This window comes from Tumebacillus lipolyticus (genome assembly GCF_042682745.1).
GTDB lineage: Bacteria > Bacillota > Bacilli > Tumebacillales > Tumebacillaceae > Tumebacillus_A > Tumebacillus_A lipolyticus.
In genome coordinates this window covers 572,217-591,219 of the sequence record NZ_JBHUIO010000005.1, presented here as the reverse complement: position 1 = coordinate 591,219, position 19,003 = coordinate 572,217, and the positions used below count along the sequence as shown (strand labels likewise).

The window sequence follows — 19,003 nt, the reverse complement described above, 5'->3', positions numbered from 1 at the left end:
GCGGAACTCGTTGACAACAAGTGTGAAGGACGACCGAAACATCGAGCAGATCCGAGAGGTCTTGCAGTTCGCCTGCGACGGGCTGGCAGGATGTGAGCCAGCAGAGCTTGAGGAAGAGCTGCAGGCGCATTGGACAGCTGGGCTGACCTCGACCGATCTGGAAAACATTCTGATGCAGTTGGCGGTGGAAAAGATCAGCGTGCAGCGGCCCGACTGGACGTTTGTGGCCGCTCGACTCCTCTGTCACAGCCTCTACCGCGAGGCGGGGCAAAGTCGCGGCTATCAGCACATCGGGTATGGCGACTTCTACCAGCTGCTGGTGACGTTGACCGACATCGGGCGCTACGGAACGTATATGCTGGATGCCTACACCGCAGCGGAGATCGCAGAGCTGCAAGCGTACATCAAGCCGGAGCGCGATCTGCTGTTCAACTATATCGGGCTGCGTCACTGGTCGGATCGCTATACGATCCGCGGGCTGAACCATGAGGTGATGGAGCTGCCGCAGGAGGCGTACATGGGCATCGCGATGCACCTTGCGCTGGTGGAGACAGACAAGATCGGCTACGCGAAAAAGTTTTACGATGTGTTGAGCCTTCACCTGATGACGAGCGCCACCCCCACGCTTGGCAACGCGCGAACCCCTTACCCGCAGATGTCATCCTGCTTTATCGACACGCCGGAGGACAGCTTGCGCGGCATCTACAACGGGCTGAAAGCGTTCGCCGATGTCAGCAAAAACGCGGGGGGCATGGGCGTCTATTTCGGCAAGCTGCGGGCGACCAACTCGGAGATCCGCGGCCACAAAAATGCGGGCGGCGGCGTGATTCCCTGGGCGCGACTCTACAACGACACGGCGGTCGCGGTCAACCAGCTGGGCAGGCGCGCAGGCAGTGTCAGCATCTGGCTCGATGTCTTTCACAAGGACATCGTCGACTGGCTGGATCTGAAGACGAACAACGGGGATGAGCGGCGCAAGGCGCACGACGTGTTCACCGGAGTGTGCATCCCCGACCTGTTTTATCGAACCCTGCTCGCAGAGGGAACTTGGCATCTGTTCGATCCGCACGAGATCAAGCTGCGCAAAGGGTGGTCGCTCGAAGATTCCTGGGGCGAGGAGTTTGAAGCAAAATATGCGGAGTGCGCTGCGGACGAGGCGATCTCGCGGACGGAGATTCCCGCCCTTGAGCTGATGATCCTGATCATGACCAGCGCGTACGAGACGGGCGTTCCGTTCGTCTTTCACCGCGACCATGCCAACCGGATGAACCCGAACAAGCACAAAGGGATGGTCTACTGCTCCAACCTCTGTGTGGAGATCATCCAAAACATGACGCCGACGACAGAGGTGGAAGAGGTGTCGGCCGAGGGCGAATATCTGATCAAATACAAGTCGGGCGATTTTGTCGTCTGCAACCTGAGCTCGACCAACCTCGGGCGCACCAACACGTTTGAGCTGATCGACGAAGTGGTGCCGCTGCAGATTCGCATGATGGACAACGTGATCACCTTGAACCAACTCCCGCTCTCCCAAGCGGCGATCACCAACAAGCGCTATCGGGCGGTGGGGCTCGGAACGAGCGGCTATCACCACCATCTGGTGCAAAAGGGGATTCGCTGGGAGTCGCAAGAGCATCTCGACTATGTGGACGAGCTGTACGAATATATCAACTTTACGGCGATCAAAGCTTCGATGGAGTTGGCGAAGGAAAAGGGCGCCTATGAATATTTTGCCGGGAGCGATTGGCAGACGGGCGAATATTTTGAGCTGCGGGGCTATCGAACTGCGGAGCGCGGGCCGGACTGGGATTGGTTGCGGGAAGAGGTGCGTAAGCACGGGCTGCGCAACGGCTACCTGATGGCGATCGCCCCGACCGGCTCGACCTCCGTTCTGGTCGGGACGACCGCGTCGATCGATCCGATCTTCAAGCGCGTGTTTGCGGAGGAGAAGAAAGGGCTGTTGGTTCGCCAGGTCGCGCCGGAGCTGAACGCGCGCACGATGTTTCTCTACAAAGAGGCGCACCATATCGACCAACGCTACTCGATCCTCGCGGCGGGTGTTCGCCAGCGCCATCTCGACCAATCGCAGTCGCTCAACCTGTACGCGACTGCCGATCTGGATGAGCAAAAGTTTTTGGAGATGTACCTGTTAGCCTGGGAGCAGGGTGTGAAGACCCTGTACTATTTCCGCAACTTCGACGCAGATGCGGAAGAAGATTGCGCAGCTTGCTCGTCCTGAGCGGAGGAGGGAATCGGATGACGGAGATCAAACGCAAAAAGCTGTTCAACGAAGCGGGCGACCGCGACTGGCAACAGCGACGACTGCTCAACGGCAACACGACCAACATGTTGGAGTTTAACAATGTGGCGTATGAGTGGGCGGAAAAGCTGTACATGAAGATGAGCCGCTTCTTCTGGGTGCCAGAAGAATGCCCGATGCTCGACGATAAAAAACAGTTTCTCCTGCTGACAGAGGGCGAGCAGACCGCGTACAAAAAGATCTTGTCCTTTTTGATCTTTCTCGACAGCATTCAGGTGGCCAACCTCGGCTACATCGCCAACTACCTGCATGCGCCAGAGATCGATGCCTGCCTGAAGACCCAGGCGTTTTTTGAAACGATCCACAGCCAGTCGTACGATTACATCCTGACCTCGGTGGTCGATGCGGTCACGCGCGATCAGGTATACAATGAGTGGAGAACCGATCAGCGACTGCTGGAGCGAAATCGATTTATCACCAACTTGTACGAAGATTTTATCGCCGACCCCTCACAGAAAAATTTGCTTCGGAGCTTGATGGCCAACTTTTTGCTGGAAGGCATCTATTTTTATGCGGGCTTTGCCTTTTTCTACGCGCTCGGTCGGCAGAACAAGATGGGGGGGACCGTGTCGGTGATCCGCCTGATTCAGCGGGACGAGCTGTTGCACCTCGCGCTGTTCACCAACATCTTCCGCGAGCTGCGCAAAGAGGAGCCGCACCTGTTCACGCCGGAGCTTACGGAAGAGCTGGTCGGCATGGCGAAGACGGCAGTCGAGCATGAGATCGCTTGGGGACAGTATGTGATCCAAAATCAGATCATCGGCCTGTCGGATGAGATCATCGCGCGCTACATCAAGTACCTTGGCAACATCAGATGCGCGGCGATCGGGCTGCCCAAGCCCTACCCGGAGATCACTGAGCATCCGATGAAGTGGGTCGATGAGTTTGCCAATATGAACGATGTCAAAACAGACTTTTTTGAGCGCCGAGTGGGAAACTATCAAAAGGCGGGCGGCAAGCTAAACTTCGACAAGCTGCGCAATCGACCGATCGGCGAGTGGGGGTCGCCGCTCTGATCGACGCAGCTTGTACAAGCGGGCACAACGGTCGGGAAGATCGGAAACAGGGAGGCAATTTTTGTGGCAAAAGTACGCGGTTTTGAAATCGTAGCGGACGTGGCAGACAAGGAGCAGGTCATCCTGCCCAAGCGCTCGACCGAAAAGTCGGCCGGATATGATCTGCACGCTCTGCGCGATATCGTGGTGGAACCAGGGCAGGTCGGGCTGGTGGAGACGGGGCTGACCGCCTATATGCAAGCGGATGAATGGCTGGGCATCTACATCCGCAGCGGAACCTCGTTCAAATATCAGGTGATGCTCGCCAACGGGGTCGGGGTGGTCGATTCGGACTACTACGGCAACGAGATCAAGATCATGATTCGCAACATCGGGGATCGACCGCTCTCCTTCCAGCGGGGAGATCGAGTCGCCCAGGCGATCTTTCAAAAGTATCTGCTCGTCGATGCGGATGAAGCATCAGGCGTGCGCAGTGGCGGCTTTGGCTCCACCGGCGTCTGATCGATCGCCAAGCGGCAGGCTGTGCACCAGATGAAAATCTGATGCACAGCCTTTTTTTCTGGTTACGAGATGAGCTGAACAGGTTGGATCAAGCAAGCTCTTTTGGCGATCAGGTCATGTGCGAGCGCAAGGGTGGAGCCGCTGTGACAATTATATTTACTAATGAACAATAATGAAGTTGCATCGGACATTCCTAATCGAGTTATCTAATAATAGGAACTATTAATGAAATCGTTGACAGCTGGATCGATAGAACGTAGTATGAGAATCGTTGATAATGATTATCATTCACTACTAGTGGATACTAAGGAGATTAAACTGATGAAGCGAAACAAACTATTCCCGACATTGCTCGCAGGTGTTATGGTTGCCGGTCTCTTGGCAGGTTGTTCCCCCGATAAGAAAGAGGATCAAAATGCTGGCGGCTCCAAAGATTCTAAAGAGCAAGTTGTAAACGTATACACAGCGCGAAGCTATGAAGTGGATGACACGCTGTACAAGCAGTTCACCGATGAGACTGGGATCAAAGTAAACGTGGTCAAAGGCAAAGCGGAAGAGCTGATCGAGCGCCTGAAGCGCGAAGGGGAAAGCACTTCTGCCGACCTGTTTGTCACCGTGGACGGCGGGGTGTTGAACAACGCGAAGCAAGCGAGCATTTTGCAACCGATGCAATCGGAGAAGATCGACCAACAGGTTCCGAAGCAGCTGCGCGACACAGACAACCAATGGGTTGGCATTTCGACCCGTGCGCGCGTGGTCGCCTACTCGAAAGATCGCGTCAAGCCGGAACAGCTCTCCACCTATGAGGATCTGGCGACCGACAAGTGGAAAGGCAAAGTGCTGGTTCGCTCCTCGACGAGCCTGTACAACCAGTCGCTGGTCGCTTCGATGATCGAGCTTAACGGCGAGCAGAAGACGGAAGAGTGGGCAAAAGGCATCGTCAACAACTTGAGCCGCACCCCGGAAGGCGCTGACCGCGACCAAGCGAAAGCGGTCGTTGCAGGTCTTGGTGATGTTGCGATCATGAACACCTACTACTACGGGTTGCTCAAAAACTCGAAAGACCCAGAAGAGGTAAAAGTGGCAGATCAGCTCGGTCTGTTCTTCCCGAACCAAGATACGACAGGCACGCATGTCAACATCTCCGGCATGGGTCTGACCAAATACAGCAAGAACAAGGAAAACGCAGTGAAGCTGGTCGAGTTTATCACCGATGTGAAAGCGCAAGCGACCATGGCGGAAGCGAACTACGAGTTCCCGGTCAACGAGAAGGCGGAGATGCCGGAACTGCTCAAGTCCTGGGGCAAGTTTAAAGCACAACAGATCGACTTTGCAAAGCTTGGCGATCATAACAAACAAGCGCTGCTGATCATGAACAAAGTGGGTTGGAAATAATCATGAGCTGGACGACGATCCGTCGCAGCATGAAAAAACATACGAACGCATGGCTGATCGTCAGCCTCGTCGGGGCAGCAGTAATTCTGTTGCCCGTTTTTTCAATTCTCGTCTCCCTGTTTCTGGAACCGAATGAAAACTGGCAACACATCAAGGAATACTTATTAACAGACTCGATCTTGCAGACGATCTGGCTTGTGCTGTTCACCGGCCTGTTCACCGTGCTGATCGGCGTGGGGCTCGCCTGGCTGGTCGCAGCGTACGATTTTCCACTGAAGCGCTTCTTTCGTTGGGGGCTGATCCTCCCGCTCGCCATCCCGCCGTATATTGCAGCCTACACGTTCAGCACGATGATGAGCTATACGGGCGTGGTGCAAAAGACGCTGCGGGAGCTCGGCATCGAGGCCAACCAGAGCTGGTTCGATCTGATGTCGCTCAAGGGAGCGATCTTCGTCTTCACGATGTTCCTCTTTCCTTACGTCTATCTGATCACGAGGTCGTTTCTGGAACGTCAGAGCGGATCGTTTATCGAGAATGCCCAACTGCTTGGCAGGAGGCCGTTTTCGATTTTTTGGCGTGTCGTCCTGCCGATGTCGCGCCCGGCGATCTTTGGCGGTGTGACGCTGGTCATCTTTGAGGTGATCAGCGATTACGGCGTGACGAGCTATTATGGCATCCATACGATCTCCACCGCGATCTTCCAGACTTGGTTTGGCATGTACGATCTCGATTCGGCCGTTCGGCTGGCCGCTTGGATGATGGTTGGCCTGATCGGGTTCTTCCTGGTGGAGCGGGTCTTGCGCCGTCAGCGCAGGTACAGCACGCCGACCGCAAAATTAAACCCGCTCGTCCCGAAAAAGCTGCGCGGGTGGAGCGCATTTCTGGCGGTAGCATGTTGCGGGCTGGTGTTTGCCATCGCGTTTTTGATCCCGCTGCTTCAGCTGATCTCTTGGTCGGCGCTCAGCTATCAGGATGTGCTGACGACCACCTTTACTGAGTTGGCGTACAACACGGTGCTGGTCGCACTGCTTTCCACCGCGATCATCATCGTGTTTGCCGTCATGGTCGCGCAGGTGTGTCGCCTGCAGAAAAACTGGTTTTCCTACGCGCTGTCGAAGATGGTGACAGCCGGATATTCGATTCCGGGCGCGATCATCGCGATGGGTGTGCTCGCGCTGTTCGTCTGGTTGGACAAGCGTCTGGTGCCGCTCTATCAGTGGCTGGGGAACGAGCAGGCGCCGCTCGTGTTGAGCCTGTCGATCGCCATGCTGGTGTTCGCCTATGTTGTGCGCTTTATGGCGACCGGGTACAATGCGATCGATGCCGGATTTGAAAAGATCGGCACCAAGTATGCGGAAGCTTCCCAACTGCTCGGGCGCGGGATGACCGCAACGTTCTGGAAGGTCGATCTGCCGCTGATCAAAGGGGCGATTTTGAGCGGGGCGATCTTGACCTTTGTGGAGATCATCAAGGAGTTGCCGCTTGCCCTCTTGCTCCGCCCGTTCAACTTTGAAACCCTCTCGACCAAAACGTATCAGTTTGCCAGCGATGAGCGGATTATCGAAGCGGCCGTGCCAGCGCTGTTTATCATCGCGGTGAGCACGATCTCCGTCATCATATTTCATCAAGTAGGAAAGAGGTTGGAACGATGAACATTGTAGACATTCGAAATGTTTCCTTTGCCTATGCGCGCAACCAACCTTTGATCATCGATGATCTTTCGTTCTCGATTCAGACCGGGGAGATCGTCGGAATCGTGGGGCCGAGCGGAAGCGGTAAAAGCACAGTGTTACGCCTGATCGCGGGGCTTGAACTGCCGACAAAAGGATCGATCTCCGTCGCTGAGAAGGTCGTGGTGGACGACTCTACGTTCGTCCCGCCAGAGCGCCGAGGAGTTGGCATGGTGTTTCAAGATTATGCGCTGTTCCCACATTTGAGCGTCGCCAAAAATGTGGAGTTCGGCCTGCATCGCCTCGCTCGAAGCGAGCGCAAAGAGCGGGCGCAGGAGATGCTCGAACTGGTGCACCTGAGCGGGTTTGAGAAGCGGTATCCTCACGAATTGAGCGGTGGGCAGCAACAGCGGGTCGCGTTGGCGCGCGCGCTAGCACCGCGTCCCAACCTCATGCTGATGGATGAGCCGTTCAGCAATCTGGATGCGGAGTTGAAAGCGTCGATCCGCAGCGAGCTGCGGGAGATCTTGAAAAAGGCGCAGATGACCTGTCTGTTTGTCACACACGACCAGCAAGATGTCGAGGATATCTGCGATCGCACGATTCGGATGTAAGCGAGACCCGCCCGCCTGCGCTATAGGTTGGGAGGGTCTGATTCGCTTTGGTATACTGGATTTGATCTGGTTTGGCCACAGGAGGAGGAAATGCGATGTATACGAACGTAGTGGATGTGCGATTTAACGATTGCGATGCGCTAGGACATGTGAACAATGCGGTCTATTTTACATATTTTGAGGAATGCCGCAAAGAGTTCTTCCGAATCTTCAACCCGAGCTTGGACATCCACGCTTGGAACTTGATCGTCGCATCGACCCGTTGCGATTTTCTCCAGGAGGCGGTCTATGCGCAAAAGCTGACCGTCTACGGATGGATCGGGAAGGTCGGCTCTTCCAGCTTTGAGGTGGAGCACGCGATGGCGGACGAGCAGGGGAACTGGGTGGCGCGCGGCAAGGCGACGCTGCTCGGCTTTGATTTTGCCAACAAAAAAGCGGTGCCGCTCTCCACAGAGATTCGCGATGCGCTGTTGCAACATGGCGAAGGCCCAGCAGGGGTGCCGACGATTCGCGGATAGGCGTTTTGTGCCACTCTTTTTTGACAGCTTCGCGCTTGATGAAGGGGAATGCGGATCGGACTGCACCACCTCATCGAGATCATCTGCGCCGATAAAAATGCCCGCCGAAGTTCGGCGGGCGTTTGCTGTTTAGCCTTGGTTGAATTCGGAGAAGCCCAGATGGTAGCCGAACGGATCGCGCAGGTGCAACTCGCGCGCCCCATAAGGTTGCTCGATCAGTTGCACGTCAGACGTGATCGCGCCAGAATCGAGAAACTCTTGATACAGCGCCTCGATGTTTTCTACGATGAAGTACACGTTGACGGCGCGCGTATTGGTGAAGTTCGGCTCCCCTTTGCCGATGTGGAGCTCCATCCCTTCGCGGTTCACGCCGTGATATTCCCACTCAGAAGTAAAGGTCACCGCAAAGCCGAGCTTCTCCGTGTAAAACGCCATCGCAGCGTCCAAATCCTCGACGATCAGCACCGGGATCACGCCTTTGAATGTTGCTTTCTGTTCCATGATGATCATTCTCCTTTATCGAGCAGAATGAGATCTTAATTCTGCATTTAAGGGTCGATCCCCTGCTTTATCATCGCGATCTTGCCCCGTTCGACCTGCAGAGCACCTGCACAGCACCTGCTCATCGACTGGCAGCAAGCGGTCTCCTTAAAAGGCGAGGGAAAGATAGCTGAGCGAGCCCAGCTCGTAACTGCGATGGATCGTTTGTGGGCACACCTCATCTCCGGCGCTGCCCAGGGTGATCAACAGCGGCACAAAATGCTCGGGCCGCGGGACAGCGAGCGAAGCGTGCGGAGCCAAGCGGTCATATTGCATCAGCGACTCCAGATCGCCCTGCTGCATTTTTTCCAACAGCCAGTCGTCAAATTGAACAGCCCACGGCTCTGGCGTCGTCTGATCCCAATTGAGTATCCGCAAGTTGTGCACGGTGACGCCGCTGCCGATGATCAGGATGTCCTCAAGCCCGAGGCCTTGCAAGCACCGGCCGATCTTCAACTGCTCCTCGCCTTTGAGGAATGGGTTGACCGAAACTTGGATGACCGGGATGTTCGCCGCTGGGTACATCTTCTGGAGCAGCACCCATGAGCCGTGATCCAGCCCGCGCTTCAGATCTTTCTGGACGGGGATGCCGCCAGCTTGCAAGCGAGCGATGATCTTGTCGGCGATCGCTTTCGACCCTTTGGCCGGATAGGTGATCTGGTACATCTCCTCGGGAAACCCGTAATAATCATAGATCGTCTCATACGCGTCATCTGTGTAGGTGACGGTCAGCGTCTCCCGCTCCCAATGTGCGGTGAAGATGACGATCGCCTGCGGGGTGTATGTGCTGCCAAGCTCGCGCAAAAACTTAGCGTAATCGTTTTCCTGAATGGCCAGCATGGGCGAACCATGTGCCAAAAAGAGCGAGGGAATCATGGAATAGCCTCCTTGCAGATTTTTTGTTTCCTATGTATAGTTAGTTTACAAAAGAAACAATTGAGCGTCAATCACCGTTTGCCTACAGTTTCTACTTTTTCCCTCCCGATGATTCGAAATTGACAGGAGTGGCGGAGCGGTCTATAGTAGAGGCAACTGGATAAGGTTCGTTCTCTAGGGTTCCGCGACCTTTTTGCTGAGGTTGGTCTGGTCCGAGAGAGAACGCACAGCTTCTGCTGTGTACACGGAGGGAGAAAAGCCCGGGAGGATATCGATCATGATATTCTTCTGGGCTTTTTTGCATGCTGAACGAGAGGGAGATGGTGAAGATGAATCGAAACTGGATGCTCGTCTTGGTCGCCGGGGTGTTTGAGATCGCGTGGGTGATTGGGCTGAAGCACGCCGAAAGTCTGTTGGCGTGGAGCGGCACGATCGTGGCGATCGCGATCTCGATGGTGCTGCTGATCAAAGCGTCGCAACGGTTGCCGGTCGGCACGACCTATGCGGTGTTTACAGGCATCGGGACGGCCGGCACGGTCGTGATGGAGATGGCAGTCTTCGGCGAGCCGTTTCGCTTGTCGAAAGTGCTGTTGATCATGCTGCTGCTCGGCGGTGTCATCGGGTTGAAAACGGTGACGACCGAGCGCGAGACGAGAGGAGGGGAATAGCATGGCGTGGGTTTATCTGATTCTGGCGGGCATCTGCGAAGTGATCGGGGTGGCGGGGATCAACCGGATCAACCAAAAGAAAAATTGGTCCTCCTACGCCATCCTCATCCTCGGCTTCAGTTTCAGCTTCGGCTTTCTGACGCTGGCGATGGAGTCGCTGCCGATGAGCACCGCCTATGCGGTCTGGACGGGGACGGGCACGGTCGGCAGCGTGGTGGTCGGCATGCTGCTCTATGGGGAATCGAAAGATTGGCGCAGAATGCTCTACATGAGCATGGTGTTGGCTGCGGCGGTCGGTCTGAAATTAATTGCCTAGGCGGGCGATCAAAAAGATGTTGCGCACGTCCGATCAGCATCTTCGCAAGTAGTTGATAACGGTTCTCAATTATGCTATACTGATCTCAATGAGAATAGTTATCAATTAGAAGAGGTGATCACATGGATTGGTTGGCTGTGCACGAAGTACTGCCCGTTCTTTGTGCGATCGTTCTGCTGGTTGTCGTTTCCGGGACTTGTAAACAGATCTTCACTGCCAAATAAGATAGGGAAAGCGCCTGTTGCTGCAGGCGCTTTTTTGATATACTAGGTAGGCATTTCCAAAAATTGAAGCATACATAAGGGGGAAAGTGAATCGGTATGTCGATTAAACTCCACCGCGATTATGGTCAGGAATGTACCCGATTGGATGAGACGGTGTCCTATCTGGAGTACGTCCTGCATGAGAGCATGCACAACGAGCAGGCGTTTCGCGAGAACATCAAGGAGGCCTACTCGCGCATCAACTCTCTCGATGGTTCGGAAGGCTACATCGCCTTGCTGACCAATGTTAAGTTTTTCGAAATGACCCAAGGCAACATTCGCCAACTGCAGCAGGTGCGGAGCAGACCTTACTTCTGCCGCATCGACATCCAGCCGGATGATACAGAACGGGTTCAGCCGCTGTACATCGGCAAAGCCTCGCTGTTTCGCCCCGACACGCAGGAGCCGGTCATCGTCGATTGGCGCTCGCCGGTCGCCAACGTCTACTACGAAGGGCGCATCGGGAAGGTCAGCTACGAGACGACCACCGGGACAGAAAATGCCAACCTGCACCTCAAGCGCCAGTACACGATCGAAGGCGGCGAACTGCTCGATTTTCGCGACATCGACATCACGACGCGAGATGAGCTGTTGCAAGAGTCGCTCGGCGGCAGTGCGGACAGCCGACTGAAAGATATCGTCTCGACGATCCAAGAGGAGCAAAACAGAGTCATCCGCGCCGAGATGTACCGCCCGATGATCGTCCAAGGGGCGGCAGGAAGCGGAAAGACCACCATCGCCCTGCACCGCATCGCCTACCTCATCTACACCTATGGTGACCGATTTAACCCCGAACAATTTATGATCCTCGCCCCGCACCAACTGTTCCTGAAATACATCGCGGACGTTCTGCCAGAGCTCGGCGTCGAAGCGGTCAGACAGACGACCTACCTCGATTTCGTGCAGGAGAACATCGGCAAGAAGCTGAAGCTCGTCGATCCTAACCAACGCCTGTTCCGCTTTTTGCAGCGGGATGAGGAGGTTCGCCTGCTCAAATTTGTGTCGCGCTACAAAGGGTCGCAATCGTATAAAGAGCAGATCGACCGCTACCTGGACGAGGTGACCGTGCGGATGCTGCCCCAGACAGACTGCAAGCTGGGCAAGCGACTGCTCTGTACGGCAGACGAGGTGCGCAAGTTTTTCTGTGAAGATTACCTGCGACTGCCGATCTACAAGCGCGTGGAGAAAGTGGGCAAGATCTTGCGCGAGCGGCTGAAAGTCAAAAAGAAGCAGCTGCTCAAAGACATCGCCGACCACTATGATGAGCGGTTGGAACAGGCGCTCTTTTTACAGGACCCGGTGAAGCGCAAAGCGAAAGTGATCAAGCTGATGGATGACAGAGAGGCGCTGTTAAAAAGTGTGGAGGCGCGCTCGAAGACGCTGGTCAAAGAGTATATGGCCCAGTTTCCGAAGCTCGACCTGATCGGCCACTATAAGGAGCTGTTGGCAGACGATGCGCTGTTCGACTCGCTGATGTCTGAAGAGGAGCGGCGCTTTTTCCAAGCGCACTCGCTGCAGCTGCTCGGGAAAAAGCGGATGGAGCTGGAGGACACGGCGGCGCTGCTGTATCTCCAACACAAGCTGTTCGGGCTGCTGACAGAAGTGAAAGTGCGCAACCTCGTGATCGACGAAGCGCAGGACTACAGCATCTTTCAGCTGTTGGCGCTCAAAGAGGTGCTCGGCTCGGAGATGTTCACCATCCTCGGCGACCTGTCGCAAGGGATCCACTCCTATCGCGGCGTGGAAAGCTGGGAAGCGGTGTTAGAAGCGGTGTTCCCAAACGGAAACTGTCAGTTTCTCCTGCTGGAGCAGAGCTATCGGACGACGGTGGAGATCATGAACCTAGCCAACCGGGTGATCGTTCACTCGCAGACGCCGGGGCTCGTGCTGGCCAAGCCGGTCGTCAGGCACGGAGAAGAGCCGAAGCGGGAGCTGTTTGGCGAACAGAGAGCGCTGCTCGCTCAAGTGCTCGCCGACACTGAGGCACTGAAGGGGCAAGGGATGCACTCGGTCGCCGTCATCGGCAAGACGATGGACGAGTGCGAGCAGATCCAGATGTGGATGGAGCAGCTGGGCACGAAGCTCTCGGTCAAACTGCTGGATGAGAAAGAGGATTACTCGGCTGCCGATCTGGTGATCGTGCCCTCCTATGTGGTGAAAGGCTTGGAGTTTGACGCTGTGTTTATCGTCTCGCTGGAGGAGGAGTACACGGCAGACGAGTTGGATGTGAAGCTGTTGTATGTGGCGATGACCCGTCCTCTGCACCGCCTGTTCGTCTATTCGATGGAGGGTAAAACGGAGTTGCTCGATCTGTTGGAAGCGTAGGTAAGACGCTTGCGGATGTGTTGCTTGTGGATTGATAGATCGCAGTTTTGAAAAAGGGAAGACCGTTGTGCCGCGCAAGGGCGGTGCAGCGGTCTTTTTGCAGTGGGGAAGGGCAGAGTTATAGCGCTGGATAATCGGGATGCTTGGACAACGCGATCTGATGCCGTTTCGCAAACTGTTCGAGGGCTTGGTCATAATTTTTCGGCATAAAATGCAGCAGTCGCCATCTCAAGCCGCTGTGGAAATGAAGGACGACGCACTTTGTCGCCCAGCCAGCCCGTTTGAATTCCATTCGCGAAACGAGGTCTGGCGTGCCAACTCGTGTCCAAAGTCGAAACCCCATCAGTTTCATCGTGTATCTGATTTCATCAACGTGAATTTGTAGCTCGTAGTTCAGGAAAAAGAGCGGAACCAAGATCAACAGCCAGAGAAACGATCGATCAAATAATGTTGGCAATACGGCGAGCAACAGCAGCAGAGGTGCCTTTTGTTCATAGGCGACAAATCGCATGGCAAGTCTCCTTCGCCTCTTTTGGTGACAATTTCCTTCGCGAAATAGACTCCCGATTCCTTCCAGCTCTGTTCACAAAAGCTTCGCGAGCAGATCTGGGCATGTACGTGTTTGCAGAATCGAATGGCGGAGTTGTTCGCAAATTTGTAGTTTATGGAAGAAGTAAAATATTGTATAATTAGTAAAAGAGAGTTCCGCCTTGATGCGTTCTACGCGAGGGCACAATCCGAAATACAGGGGGGCGAGGATGCAAAAAGGATGGATCGTTGTGCTTCTTTTGCTCAGCCTGTCACTTCCAGGTTGTTCGGATGATCGAGCAGAGCGGGAAGCAAAAGCGGTGGAAGCGGCCAAGCGGTTTAACGCCGATGTGTTAGATTACAGCAAGAGGCCAAACGGGGAAGTGGAGGAAGGCTTTCCCGATGCGACCGCAAGGGCGCAGCAGAGTGTGAAAGAGCAGTTGCTGTCGCTCGATGAAATGCGGCGAAATACGAGAGGATCAGTTCCCGAGGTGCAAGCAGTCCAGATCGTCAACACGGTGCCGCTCGGCGAGGATGGCGCAGATGGCTTTATCGTCAACACGAAGGTGAGCTACAACTTGGAGGCGGGAAGCGATTACCATGCGAAAGTCGGTTTGGTCATCATCCCTGATGGCGAGGCATGGAAAGTGGATCGAGTGGAATTTGCTCATCATCTCGACCTGAGCGACATACAAAGATAGGATGTAAATCCTTTTGGGATAGCATAAGAGATGTTATGCTTTTGAAAGAGAATCGAGGCGCAAATTGGGAGCCGGAAAGTAGGTCAGAATATGAAAAAGATGATGAAAGAGATTCGAAGTTGGGTGTTTTCGATCGGGCTCGCTCTCGTGCTTGCGATGATGATCGGCGTGTTTGTATTCCAACCGACAGAGGTGCTCGGTCATTCGATGGACCCGACCTTGCAAGACCAGCAGCGCATCTACGTATCGAAATTGTCACACACGTTCAACTACGAACCTGAATATGGGGATATTGTGATCATCGACAGCCGAGTGGATCGGGAGCGCACATTCAAGGACGATCTGCTCGACAATCCGCTGATTCGCCTGTTTCAAGATGCTGAAGAAGGGCGCAACTATGTGAAGCGGGTGATCGGTAAGCCCGGCGATGTTCTGGAGTTCCGCGACCACAAAGTGTATCGGAACGGGGAAGAGCTTCAAGAGCCCTACATCAAAGAAGCGATGCTCTACACGTCCGACGAGAAGCTTGTCGTACCGGATGAGCACGTTTTTGTGATGGGCGACAATCGAAACAACAGCAAGGACAGCAGACAGATCGGGTTCATCCCGCTCAGCCATGTGCTAGGGAAGAAGATTTTCTGAGTGGAGTTGAAGTGAGAGCTGGCTCAAGGTAGTTCGGATCTTTCGGAATTCGGTTACGGTGGAACGAGGGAATCATGCGTTCACCTAGCCGGATGAGAGAAACGGTACGAAGCGAATGGGTATAGGACGATTGGCTGTACAAAAAGGGGCAGTTTGTATGGTCTGACTCGTGGAACATCGCTCAGGAATTGAATCATGGTCAATCTTCTGAGGCGAGTGCTTCTCTTTACTCAACCGGAGGATCATTCGCCTCGTAGTATACGCATAAGCAGGGGGAAAAGGCGCATGGAGCGATGCCTTTTCCCCCTCATTTATTTCTGATGGTTAAAAGCGAGATACCAGCGATCCTCTTGTTTCTGCATGTAAAACTCATCCTGGACTGCTGTTCCTGCTTGCTCCGTATGCAAATGAACTCGGATGACGACCGTTGAGATGTTATCTGCACTCACCTCAAACTGGATCTTGTCCGGTGCGAGTCCGCAGAATTTATCTAAACGTTCTTGCAATTGAGCGGACGTATTGGTCGGTAAGGAGATGTCCTGCAACGCTTTCAGATCCTGCGAAGCCAGTGCTGTCCGATACTGTTCAAGCAGTTGCTCAGATGTAGCCGCCCCGCTCTTCGGCATGAGTGCGAAAATGATGAGTATCCCCGCTAAGGCGATTAGCCCAAGCAGAATCCATTTAGTTTTGTTCATGTCATCCTCCCAATCATGGAGTAGGTGCGGGCGATTTCTCTCCTCCCATCATCATATTATCGTTCGGTACGCGGTAGTTCAAGATATGGAATGATATCCATTATTTAGATTTTTCTTTGGGAGGTATTTTTAAGTTGCGATTTTGCTCAGCTTGAGAAACCGATTTATTTCCCTGTCCCGACCGTTCATCGAATGTTACGAGTCAAGGTAGGATTCCTACTGTCTATTTGTATCGATATCGATAGGTTACAGGCAGAAAAACGAACTGACCAATGACACGCCAGATTAAAAATGCCCTACTCCAATCGGTACGCATAGGAGTAGGGCAAAATATGTTTTTACAACGCAATGCCTCGCTCATCCAATGACTTTCGCATGAAACGATAAAATTGCTTGAAGCGCAGGAACGCCTCTTCATCGTTTCCGGTGTCGCTCAGATGGTGGCACATGAACATCGTGATCTCTTCAAGCTCTGCAAGTTTGCCATGCTGTTCCAAGATCGCAAACGAATTGTCGAGATGCTTTTGTCCTTTGGTTGCATCCTGACGGGCAAAGGAGACAGCTGCCAGCACTCGATGGACGATTCCCATCGCAGAGTGATGATGGGAGAGCAGCATTTTGGCTTTCTCGGCAAAGATGCAGGACTCGTCCAGACTGTCATTCTCAAGGTGGATCATGGCGATGTCAGCAATCACGACACCAGCCTGTTCTTGCTGGGATGTGCGCTCATACTGCTCTGCGATCTGCAGGAGGTCAGCCGTGTATCGTTTCCAATCGCCTTGTTTGCTCTTGAGCAATAGCAGGCGATGCTTCCACTCCTGCTGTTGATCGACATGGCTCTGCTCCTCTAAGAGCGTTAGCGCCTTGCTCGCAAACTCATCCGCTTTTGAATAATCGCCCTGCCGGTGGTGCGCTTCAGCCAGGCGCAGGAATGTCAGGCCGCGCTCTTCCAGTTTCCCCTGATTCAGCAGCAAAGCTTGGTCATAGAAGTTGATCGCTTCTGCGACTTTGCCGCTTTGCTCGTAGATGCTTGCTAACTGAATCAGAATTTTTGCGTGAAGAACTGGGTCGATCGTCGTTGCTTTATACACCTCGTCGAGGGCTCGCTTGGTGTGGAACATCGCGATCGCATTCTCTCTTTTTTGCTGATAGGCACGTCCAAGTTGAAAGAAACAGGTGGCGAGCAGATCGTGATCTTGCCGTACAGTTGCCTGTTCGAATACAACGTCCAGGTGAGTGATCGCGTCCTCCGTGTTTCCGATCTCCAGATGACAACAGGCGAGCTCCAGATGCAAGTCGGAGTTTGAAATTCGATGGTGCGGGTTCTGTAAAAGCTCCTGTAGCAAGGGGATCGCAGAGCGATACTCCTTCGATCGCACCAATCCGGTGACCAGCTTGTGCTTGCTGGTGTATTCGAGGTCAAGATTCACATCTTTCAAAAGATGTTCCAGCGGAACACCGAGCCGTTCAGCGAGAGCATGTAGAATCTTGTAGGAAGGGCGGGCGCGGTCACTCTCAATTTGTGAGATCATCGAAGGCGTGCAAAGCCCTTTGGCAAGTTCGATCTGTGTCATTGCTTTCTTTAATCGAAAATCTCTGATTTTTTGTCCGAGGGAGAGAAATACTGACATTTCAAAACCTCCTCTTAATCAACTTTGATGTTTTTATTTTAATAAAACCAATAATAGAAATATATAGAATATTAATGTTTGGTTTGCGGAAAGAAGTTGTGCCAAATATTATCTGATAATTTTGGTTCTAAGAAAGCAAAAACCTCTCGTGATTGACGAGAGGTGAAAAACGAATTATAGACGATTTTACCGCTTCAATACATTGACCCGATTTCATCGGGAGTAACAAAGGGGTGTTCAGCAATCTTGCGGCAAAAGTCTAGAATTTGGTCGGGTCTATAATATTTTTTCCCACTGGAAACGGTGGTACGAAAGTCGCGTTTTCCTCGCGATCACCCGTGGTGTAACCTAAAACAGCACATGTTACAACGATGACAATGCCTAGTAGCAAACGTCGTTTCATTACAAATCCTCCTCGTCTAAAATATCTGAAATTTCTTTGCCGCTTAGTTTCTCGGCAATTTCATAATACTTCATGAACATCAAAGAGTCATAGTTCTCTTTATAGAATTTTATTAAGAACTTACAACCTAGAAGCTGAACTTGGAGTCCATATTTACCTTCCTTAACCACATCGCTTGCATGTTCAGGTATGTTGCTAACTCTAGAGAGTAAAAGCAACATCCTTCCTTCCAAATCCAAGTGGCCTAATGATTGGACTTCTTTCATCGATTGCATGATCAGTTCTGTTGCACGTTCATGCTCCCCAAGCATTATCAAAGTTTTGATGTAATCTTTTACAGTGACAAGATACCAATAACGGTACTGCACTAACTTCTGTAATGCTTTTTCGAAGAATATTTTTGCTTTTTCATAGTTGGCAGTGGCATATTCAATGTAGCCGATGTTTTGTTCTGCCTGCCCAATGTTTTTCTCATCACCAGTCATTCGATAATACTCTAATGACTGGTATAATTTTTGCTTGGCCGACTCCTTGTTTCCTTTTTGATATTCGATCATTGCATAGGAGTAGCACAGGGCACCTGATCGTTCAGGTTTTGATTCGAATAAAGGTTCGAGTTCTGAAAGAATGCTGGAGAGGTGTGCATACTCTTTTCGAACGGAGAATGAAATCATTATATTCTTTGCAACGTCAAACAAATACTCAGAGTCGTTGTACCGCTCTTTAATCTCGTTTGCGTACTGATAGGCTTGTAACCACGCATCATGTGCCTCATCGTATTTGAGTCCAATAAAGTAAGCGCTTCCCAGATTGTTAAGTGAAATGCATCTTTCTGTAATGCCAACCGCAAGCTTTGCAAGTCTTTCAGCAATTTCGAGGGCGGATCGGTGATCTACCGCTTCTTGCAACAGTGAGTGCAAGCGTCGCTCCTCTTGCCTCGTATCATCCTGCTTGATCCGTTCCACAGTCATTTTCAGCAGAGCAGCGATCTGCCTCAGTTCGAAATCTAAGATCACGCGGTCGCCAGTCAGCATGGAGCGCAATGTCTCGCGGCTGATGCCCATCCTGCTTGCGACAGCCTGTTGCGAAAAGGCTCGCCCTTTTTCTTTCATGATTTCAGCGATTCGACGCCCTATTGGAATTGTATGCTCAAGGATTGAGGTGGAGTCCTGACTCATTCCGAAAAATCCCCCATTTCGAGAGTGATCGCACTCAAGACATCACTAATACTAATTATAGATGCTGAATTTGTTACTGTATATATAAAATGCTCGATTGTCGCTAATGGAAATTAACAACTGTAAATCGCAACTTCAAAATCGGATTCCTCCGATTCCACTTCATGCTATACGAGAGGCATCAGATCGATCAGATGTATTGC

The 19,003-nt window shown here is 52.8% G+C and carries 19 protein-coding genes and 1 riboswitch; of the genes, 12 read left to right on the top strand and 7 right to left on the bottom strand.

Annotated features, from left to right (window positions below):
- The first annotated feature begins 10 nt into the window (after positions 1-10).
- The 7 genes from ACFSOY_RS08130 (at position 11) to ACFSOY_RS08100 (ending at position 8,034) form a co-directional block, all read left to right on the top strand.
- Positions 11-2,239: a ribonucleoside-diphosphate reductase subunit alpha gene (locus ACFSOY_RS08130; RefSeq protein ID WP_386045518.1), complete on the top strand. Its 2,229-nt coding sequence runs from the start codon at positions 11-13 to the stop codon at positions 2,237-2,239.
- Between the two features lie 17 nt (positions 2,240-2,256).
- Complete coding sequence (locus ACFSOY_RS08125; protein WP_386045516.1) at positions 2,257-3,336, top strand: ribonucleotide-diphosphate reductase subunit beta; 1,080 nt, start codon at positions 2,257-2,259, stop codon at positions 3,334-3,336.
- A 63-nt stretch (positions 3,337-3,399) separates the two neighbouring features.
- Positions 3,400-3,837, top strand: a complete 438-nt coding sequence (gene dut, locus ACFSOY_RS08120; protein ID WP_386045514.1) for a dUTP diphosphatase — start codon at positions 3,400-3,402, stop codon at positions 3,835-3,837.
- A 321-nt stretch (positions 3,838-4,158) separates the two neighbouring features.
- Positions 4,159-5,232, top strand: a complete 1,074-nt coding sequence (locus ACFSOY_RS08115; RefSeq protein ID WP_386045512.1) for a Fe(3+) ABC transporter substrate-binding protein — start codon at positions 4,159-4,161, stop codon at positions 5,230-5,232.
- A gap of 2 nt (positions 5,233-5,234) precedes the next feature.
- Positions 5,235-6,884 (top strand): ABC transporter permease, encoded by a 1,650-nt coding sequence (locus tag ACFSOY_RS08110; RefSeq protein ID WP_386045510.1) that lies wholly within the window; start codon positions 5,235-5,237, stop codon positions 6,882-6,884.
- Positions 6,881-7,516, top strand: coding sequence for an ABC transporter ATP-binding protein (locus tag ACFSOY_RS08105; protein ID WP_386045508.1), 636 nt, complete (start codon positions 6,881-6,883; stop codon positions 7,514-7,516). Before ACFSOY_RS08110 ends, ACFSOY_RS08105 begins: the two co-directional genes overlap by 4 nt.
- 95 nt (positions 7,517-7,611) lie before the next feature.
- Entirely contained in the window at positions 7,612-8,034 is a 423-nt protein-coding gene (locus ACFSOY_RS08100) for an acyl-CoA thioesterase (RefSeq protein ID WP_386045506.1), read from the top strand.
- A 129-nt stretch (positions 8,035-8,163) separates the two neighbouring features.
- Here ACFSOY_RS08100 and ACFSOY_RS08095 read toward each other — a convergent pair whose 3' ends face one another.
- Positions 8,164-8,535, bottom strand: a complete 372-nt coding sequence (locus ACFSOY_RS08095) for a bleomycin resistance protein (RefSeq protein ID WP_386045504.1) — start codon at positions 8,533-8,535, stop codon at positions 8,164-8,166.
- A gap of 147 nt (positions 8,536-8,682) precedes the next feature.
- The gene (locus tag ACFSOY_RS08090) at positions 8,683-9,450 is read right to left on the bottom strand and encodes a DODA-type extradiol aromatic ring-opening family dioxygenase (RefSeq protein ID WP_386045502.1); all 768 of its coding nucleotides are present in this window, start codon (positions 9,448-9,450) and stop codon (positions 8,683-8,685) included.
- Positions 9,451-9,613: 163 nt separating this feature from the next.
- A riboswitch (guanidine-I (ykkC/yxkD leader) is annotated at positions 9,614-9,719 on the top strand.
- Positions 9,720-9,779: 60 nt separating this feature from the next.
- On the opposite strand from ACFSOY_RS08090, the gene ACFSOY_RS08085 reads away from it, so the two are divergent.
- The 3 genes from ACFSOY_RS08085 to helD all read left to right on the top strand — a co-directional run bounded on the left by ACFSOY_RS08085 (position 9,780) and on the right by helD (position 13,022).
- Positions 9,780-10,118 carry a DMT family transporter gene (locus ACFSOY_RS08085; RefSeq protein WP_386045500.1) on the top strand — a complete coding sequence of 113 codons (339 nt, stop codon included), beginning with the start codon at positions 9,780-9,782 and terminating at the stop codon, positions 10,116-10,118.
- A gap of 1 nt (position 10,119) precedes the next feature.
- A complete protein-coding gene (locus ACFSOY_RS08080) occupies positions 10,120-10,434 on the top strand; it encodes a DMT family transporter (protein ID WP_386045499.1) in 315 nt (104 codons plus the stop codon).
- Positions 10,435-10,754: 320 nt separating this feature from the next.
- Complete coding sequence (helD, locus tag ACFSOY_RS08075; RefSeq protein WP_386045497.1) at positions 10,755-13,022, top strand: RNA polymerase recycling motor HelD; 2,268 nt, start codon at positions 10,755-10,757, stop codon at positions 13,020-13,022.
- A 118-nt stretch (positions 13,023-13,140) separates the two neighbouring features.
- Here helD and ACFSOY_RS08070 read toward each other — a convergent pair whose 3' ends face one another.
- A complete protein-coding gene (locus ACFSOY_RS08070; protein ID WP_386045496.1) occupies positions 13,141-13,533 on the bottom strand; it encodes a hypothetical protein in 393 nt (130 codons plus the stop codon).
- A 247-nt stretch (positions 13,534-13,780) separates the two neighbouring features.
- Here ACFSOY_RS08070 and ACFSOY_RS08065 point away from each other — a divergent pair, with 247 nt between their 5' ends.
- The gene (locus ACFSOY_RS08065) at positions 13,781-14,251 is read left to right on the top strand and encodes a hypothetical protein (RefSeq protein ID WP_386045494.1); all 471 of its coding nucleotides are present in this window, start codon (positions 13,781-13,783) and stop codon (positions 14,249-14,251) included.
- 90 nt (positions 14,252-14,341) lie between these two features.
- Positions 14,342-14,893, top strand: coding sequence for a signal peptidase I (gene lepB, locus ACFSOY_RS08060; RefSeq protein WP_386045492.1), 552 nt, complete (start codon positions 14,342-14,344; stop codon positions 14,891-14,893).
- 311 nt (positions 14,894-15,204) lie between these two features.
- On the opposite strand, the gene ACFSOY_RS08055 is transcribed toward lepB, so the two are convergent.
- The 4 genes from ACFSOY_RS08055 to ACFSOY_RS08040 form a co-directional block, all read right to left on the bottom strand.
- On the bottom strand, positions 15,205-15,588 hold the full coding sequence (locus ACFSOY_RS08055) for a hypothetical protein (RefSeq protein ID WP_386045490.1): 384 nt from the start codon (positions 15,586-15,588) through the stop codon (positions 15,205-15,207).
- Between the two features lie 338 nt (positions 15,589-15,926).
- Positions 15,927-17,219, bottom strand: a complete 1,293-nt coding sequence (locus ACFSOY_RS08050; RefSeq protein WP_386045488.1) for a helix-turn-helix domain-containing protein — start codon at positions 17,217-17,219, stop codon at positions 15,927-15,929.
- A gap of 259 nt (positions 17,220-17,478) precedes the next feature.
- Positions 17,479-17,622, bottom strand: a complete 144-nt coding sequence (locus tag ACFSOY_RS08045; RefSeq protein ID WP_386045486.1) for a hypothetical protein — start codon at positions 17,620-17,622, stop codon at positions 17,479-17,481.
- A complete protein-coding gene (locus ACFSOY_RS08040) occupies positions 17,622-18,800 on the bottom strand; it encodes a hypothetical protein (protein ID WP_386045484.1) in 1,179 nt (392 codons plus the stop codon). Before ACFSOY_RS08040 ends, ACFSOY_RS08045 begins: the two co-directional genes overlap by 1 nt.
- Positions 18,801-19,003 lie beyond the last annotated feature (203 nt).

Bases quoted from the DNA above. Each gene is read 5' to 3' on its own strand.
- ACFSOY_RS08125 (WP_386045516.1), top strand. From the start codon at position 2,257: ATGACGGAGATCAAACGCAAAAAGCTGTTCAACGAAGCGGGCGACCGC.
- ACFSOY_RS08040 (WP_386045484.1), bottom strand. From the start codon at position 18,800: ATGAGTCAGGACTCCACCTCAATCCTTGAGCATACAATTCCAATAGGG.
- ACFSOY_RS08055 (WP_386045490.1), bottom strand. From the start codon at position 15,588: ATGAACAAAACTAAATGGATTCTGCTTGGGCTAATCGCCTTAGCGGGG.
- ACFSOY_RS08105 (WP_386045508.1), top strand. From the start codon at position 6,881: ATGAACATTGTAGACATTCGAAATGTTTCCTTTGCCTATGCGCGCAAC.
- ACFSOY_RS08080 (WP_386045499.1), top strand. From the start codon at position 10,120: ATGGCGTGGGTTTATCTGATTCTGGCGGGCATCTGCGAAGTGATCGGG.
- ACFSOY_RS08045 (WP_386045486.1), bottom strand. From the start codon at position 17,622: ATGAAACGACGTTTGCTACTAGGCATTGTCATCGTTGTAACATGTGCT.
- ACFSOY_RS08090 (WP_386045502.1), bottom strand. From the start codon at position 9,450: ATGATTCCCTCGCTCTTTTTGGCACATGGTTCGCCCATGCTGGCCATT.
- ACFSOY_RS08095 (WP_386045504.1), bottom strand. From the start codon at position 8,535: ATGGAACAGAAAGCAACATTCAAAGGCGTGATCCCGGTGCTGATCGTC.
- ACFSOY_RS08085 (WP_386045500.1), top strand. From the start codon at position 9,780: ATGAATCGAAACTGGATGCTCGTCTTGGTCGCCGGGGTGTTTGAGATC.
- ACFSOY_RS08070 (WP_386045496.1), bottom strand. From the start codon at position 13,533: ATGCGATTTGTCGCCTATGAACAAAAGGCACCTCTGCTGCTGTTGCTC.
- ACFSOY_RS08115 (WP_386045512.1), top strand. From the start codon at position 4,159: ATGAAGCGAAACAAACTATTCCCGACATTGCTCGCAGGTGTTATGGTT.
- lepB (WP_386045492.1), top strand. From the start codon at position 14,342: ATGAAAAAGATGATGAAAGAGATTCGAAGTTGGGTGTTTTCGATCGGG.
- ACFSOY_RS08110 (WP_386045510.1), top strand. From the start codon at position 5,235: ATGAGCTGGACGACGATCCGTCGCAGCATGAAAAAACATACGAACGCA.
- ACFSOY_RS08065 (WP_386045494.1), top strand. From the start codon at position 13,781: ATGCAAAAAGGATGGATCGTTGTGCTTCTTTTGCTCAGCCTGTCACTT.
- ACFSOY_RS08100 (WP_386045506.1), top strand. From the start codon at position 7,612: ATGTATACGAACGTAGTGGATGTGCGATTTAACGATTGCGATGCGCTA.
- helD (WP_386045497.1), top strand. From the start codon at position 10,755: ATGTCGATTAAACTCCACCGCGATTATGGTCAGGAATGTACCCGATTG.
- ACFSOY_RS08050 (WP_386045488.1), bottom strand. From the start codon at position 17,219: ATGTCAGTATTTCTCTCCCTCGGACAAAAAATCAGAGATTTTCGATTA.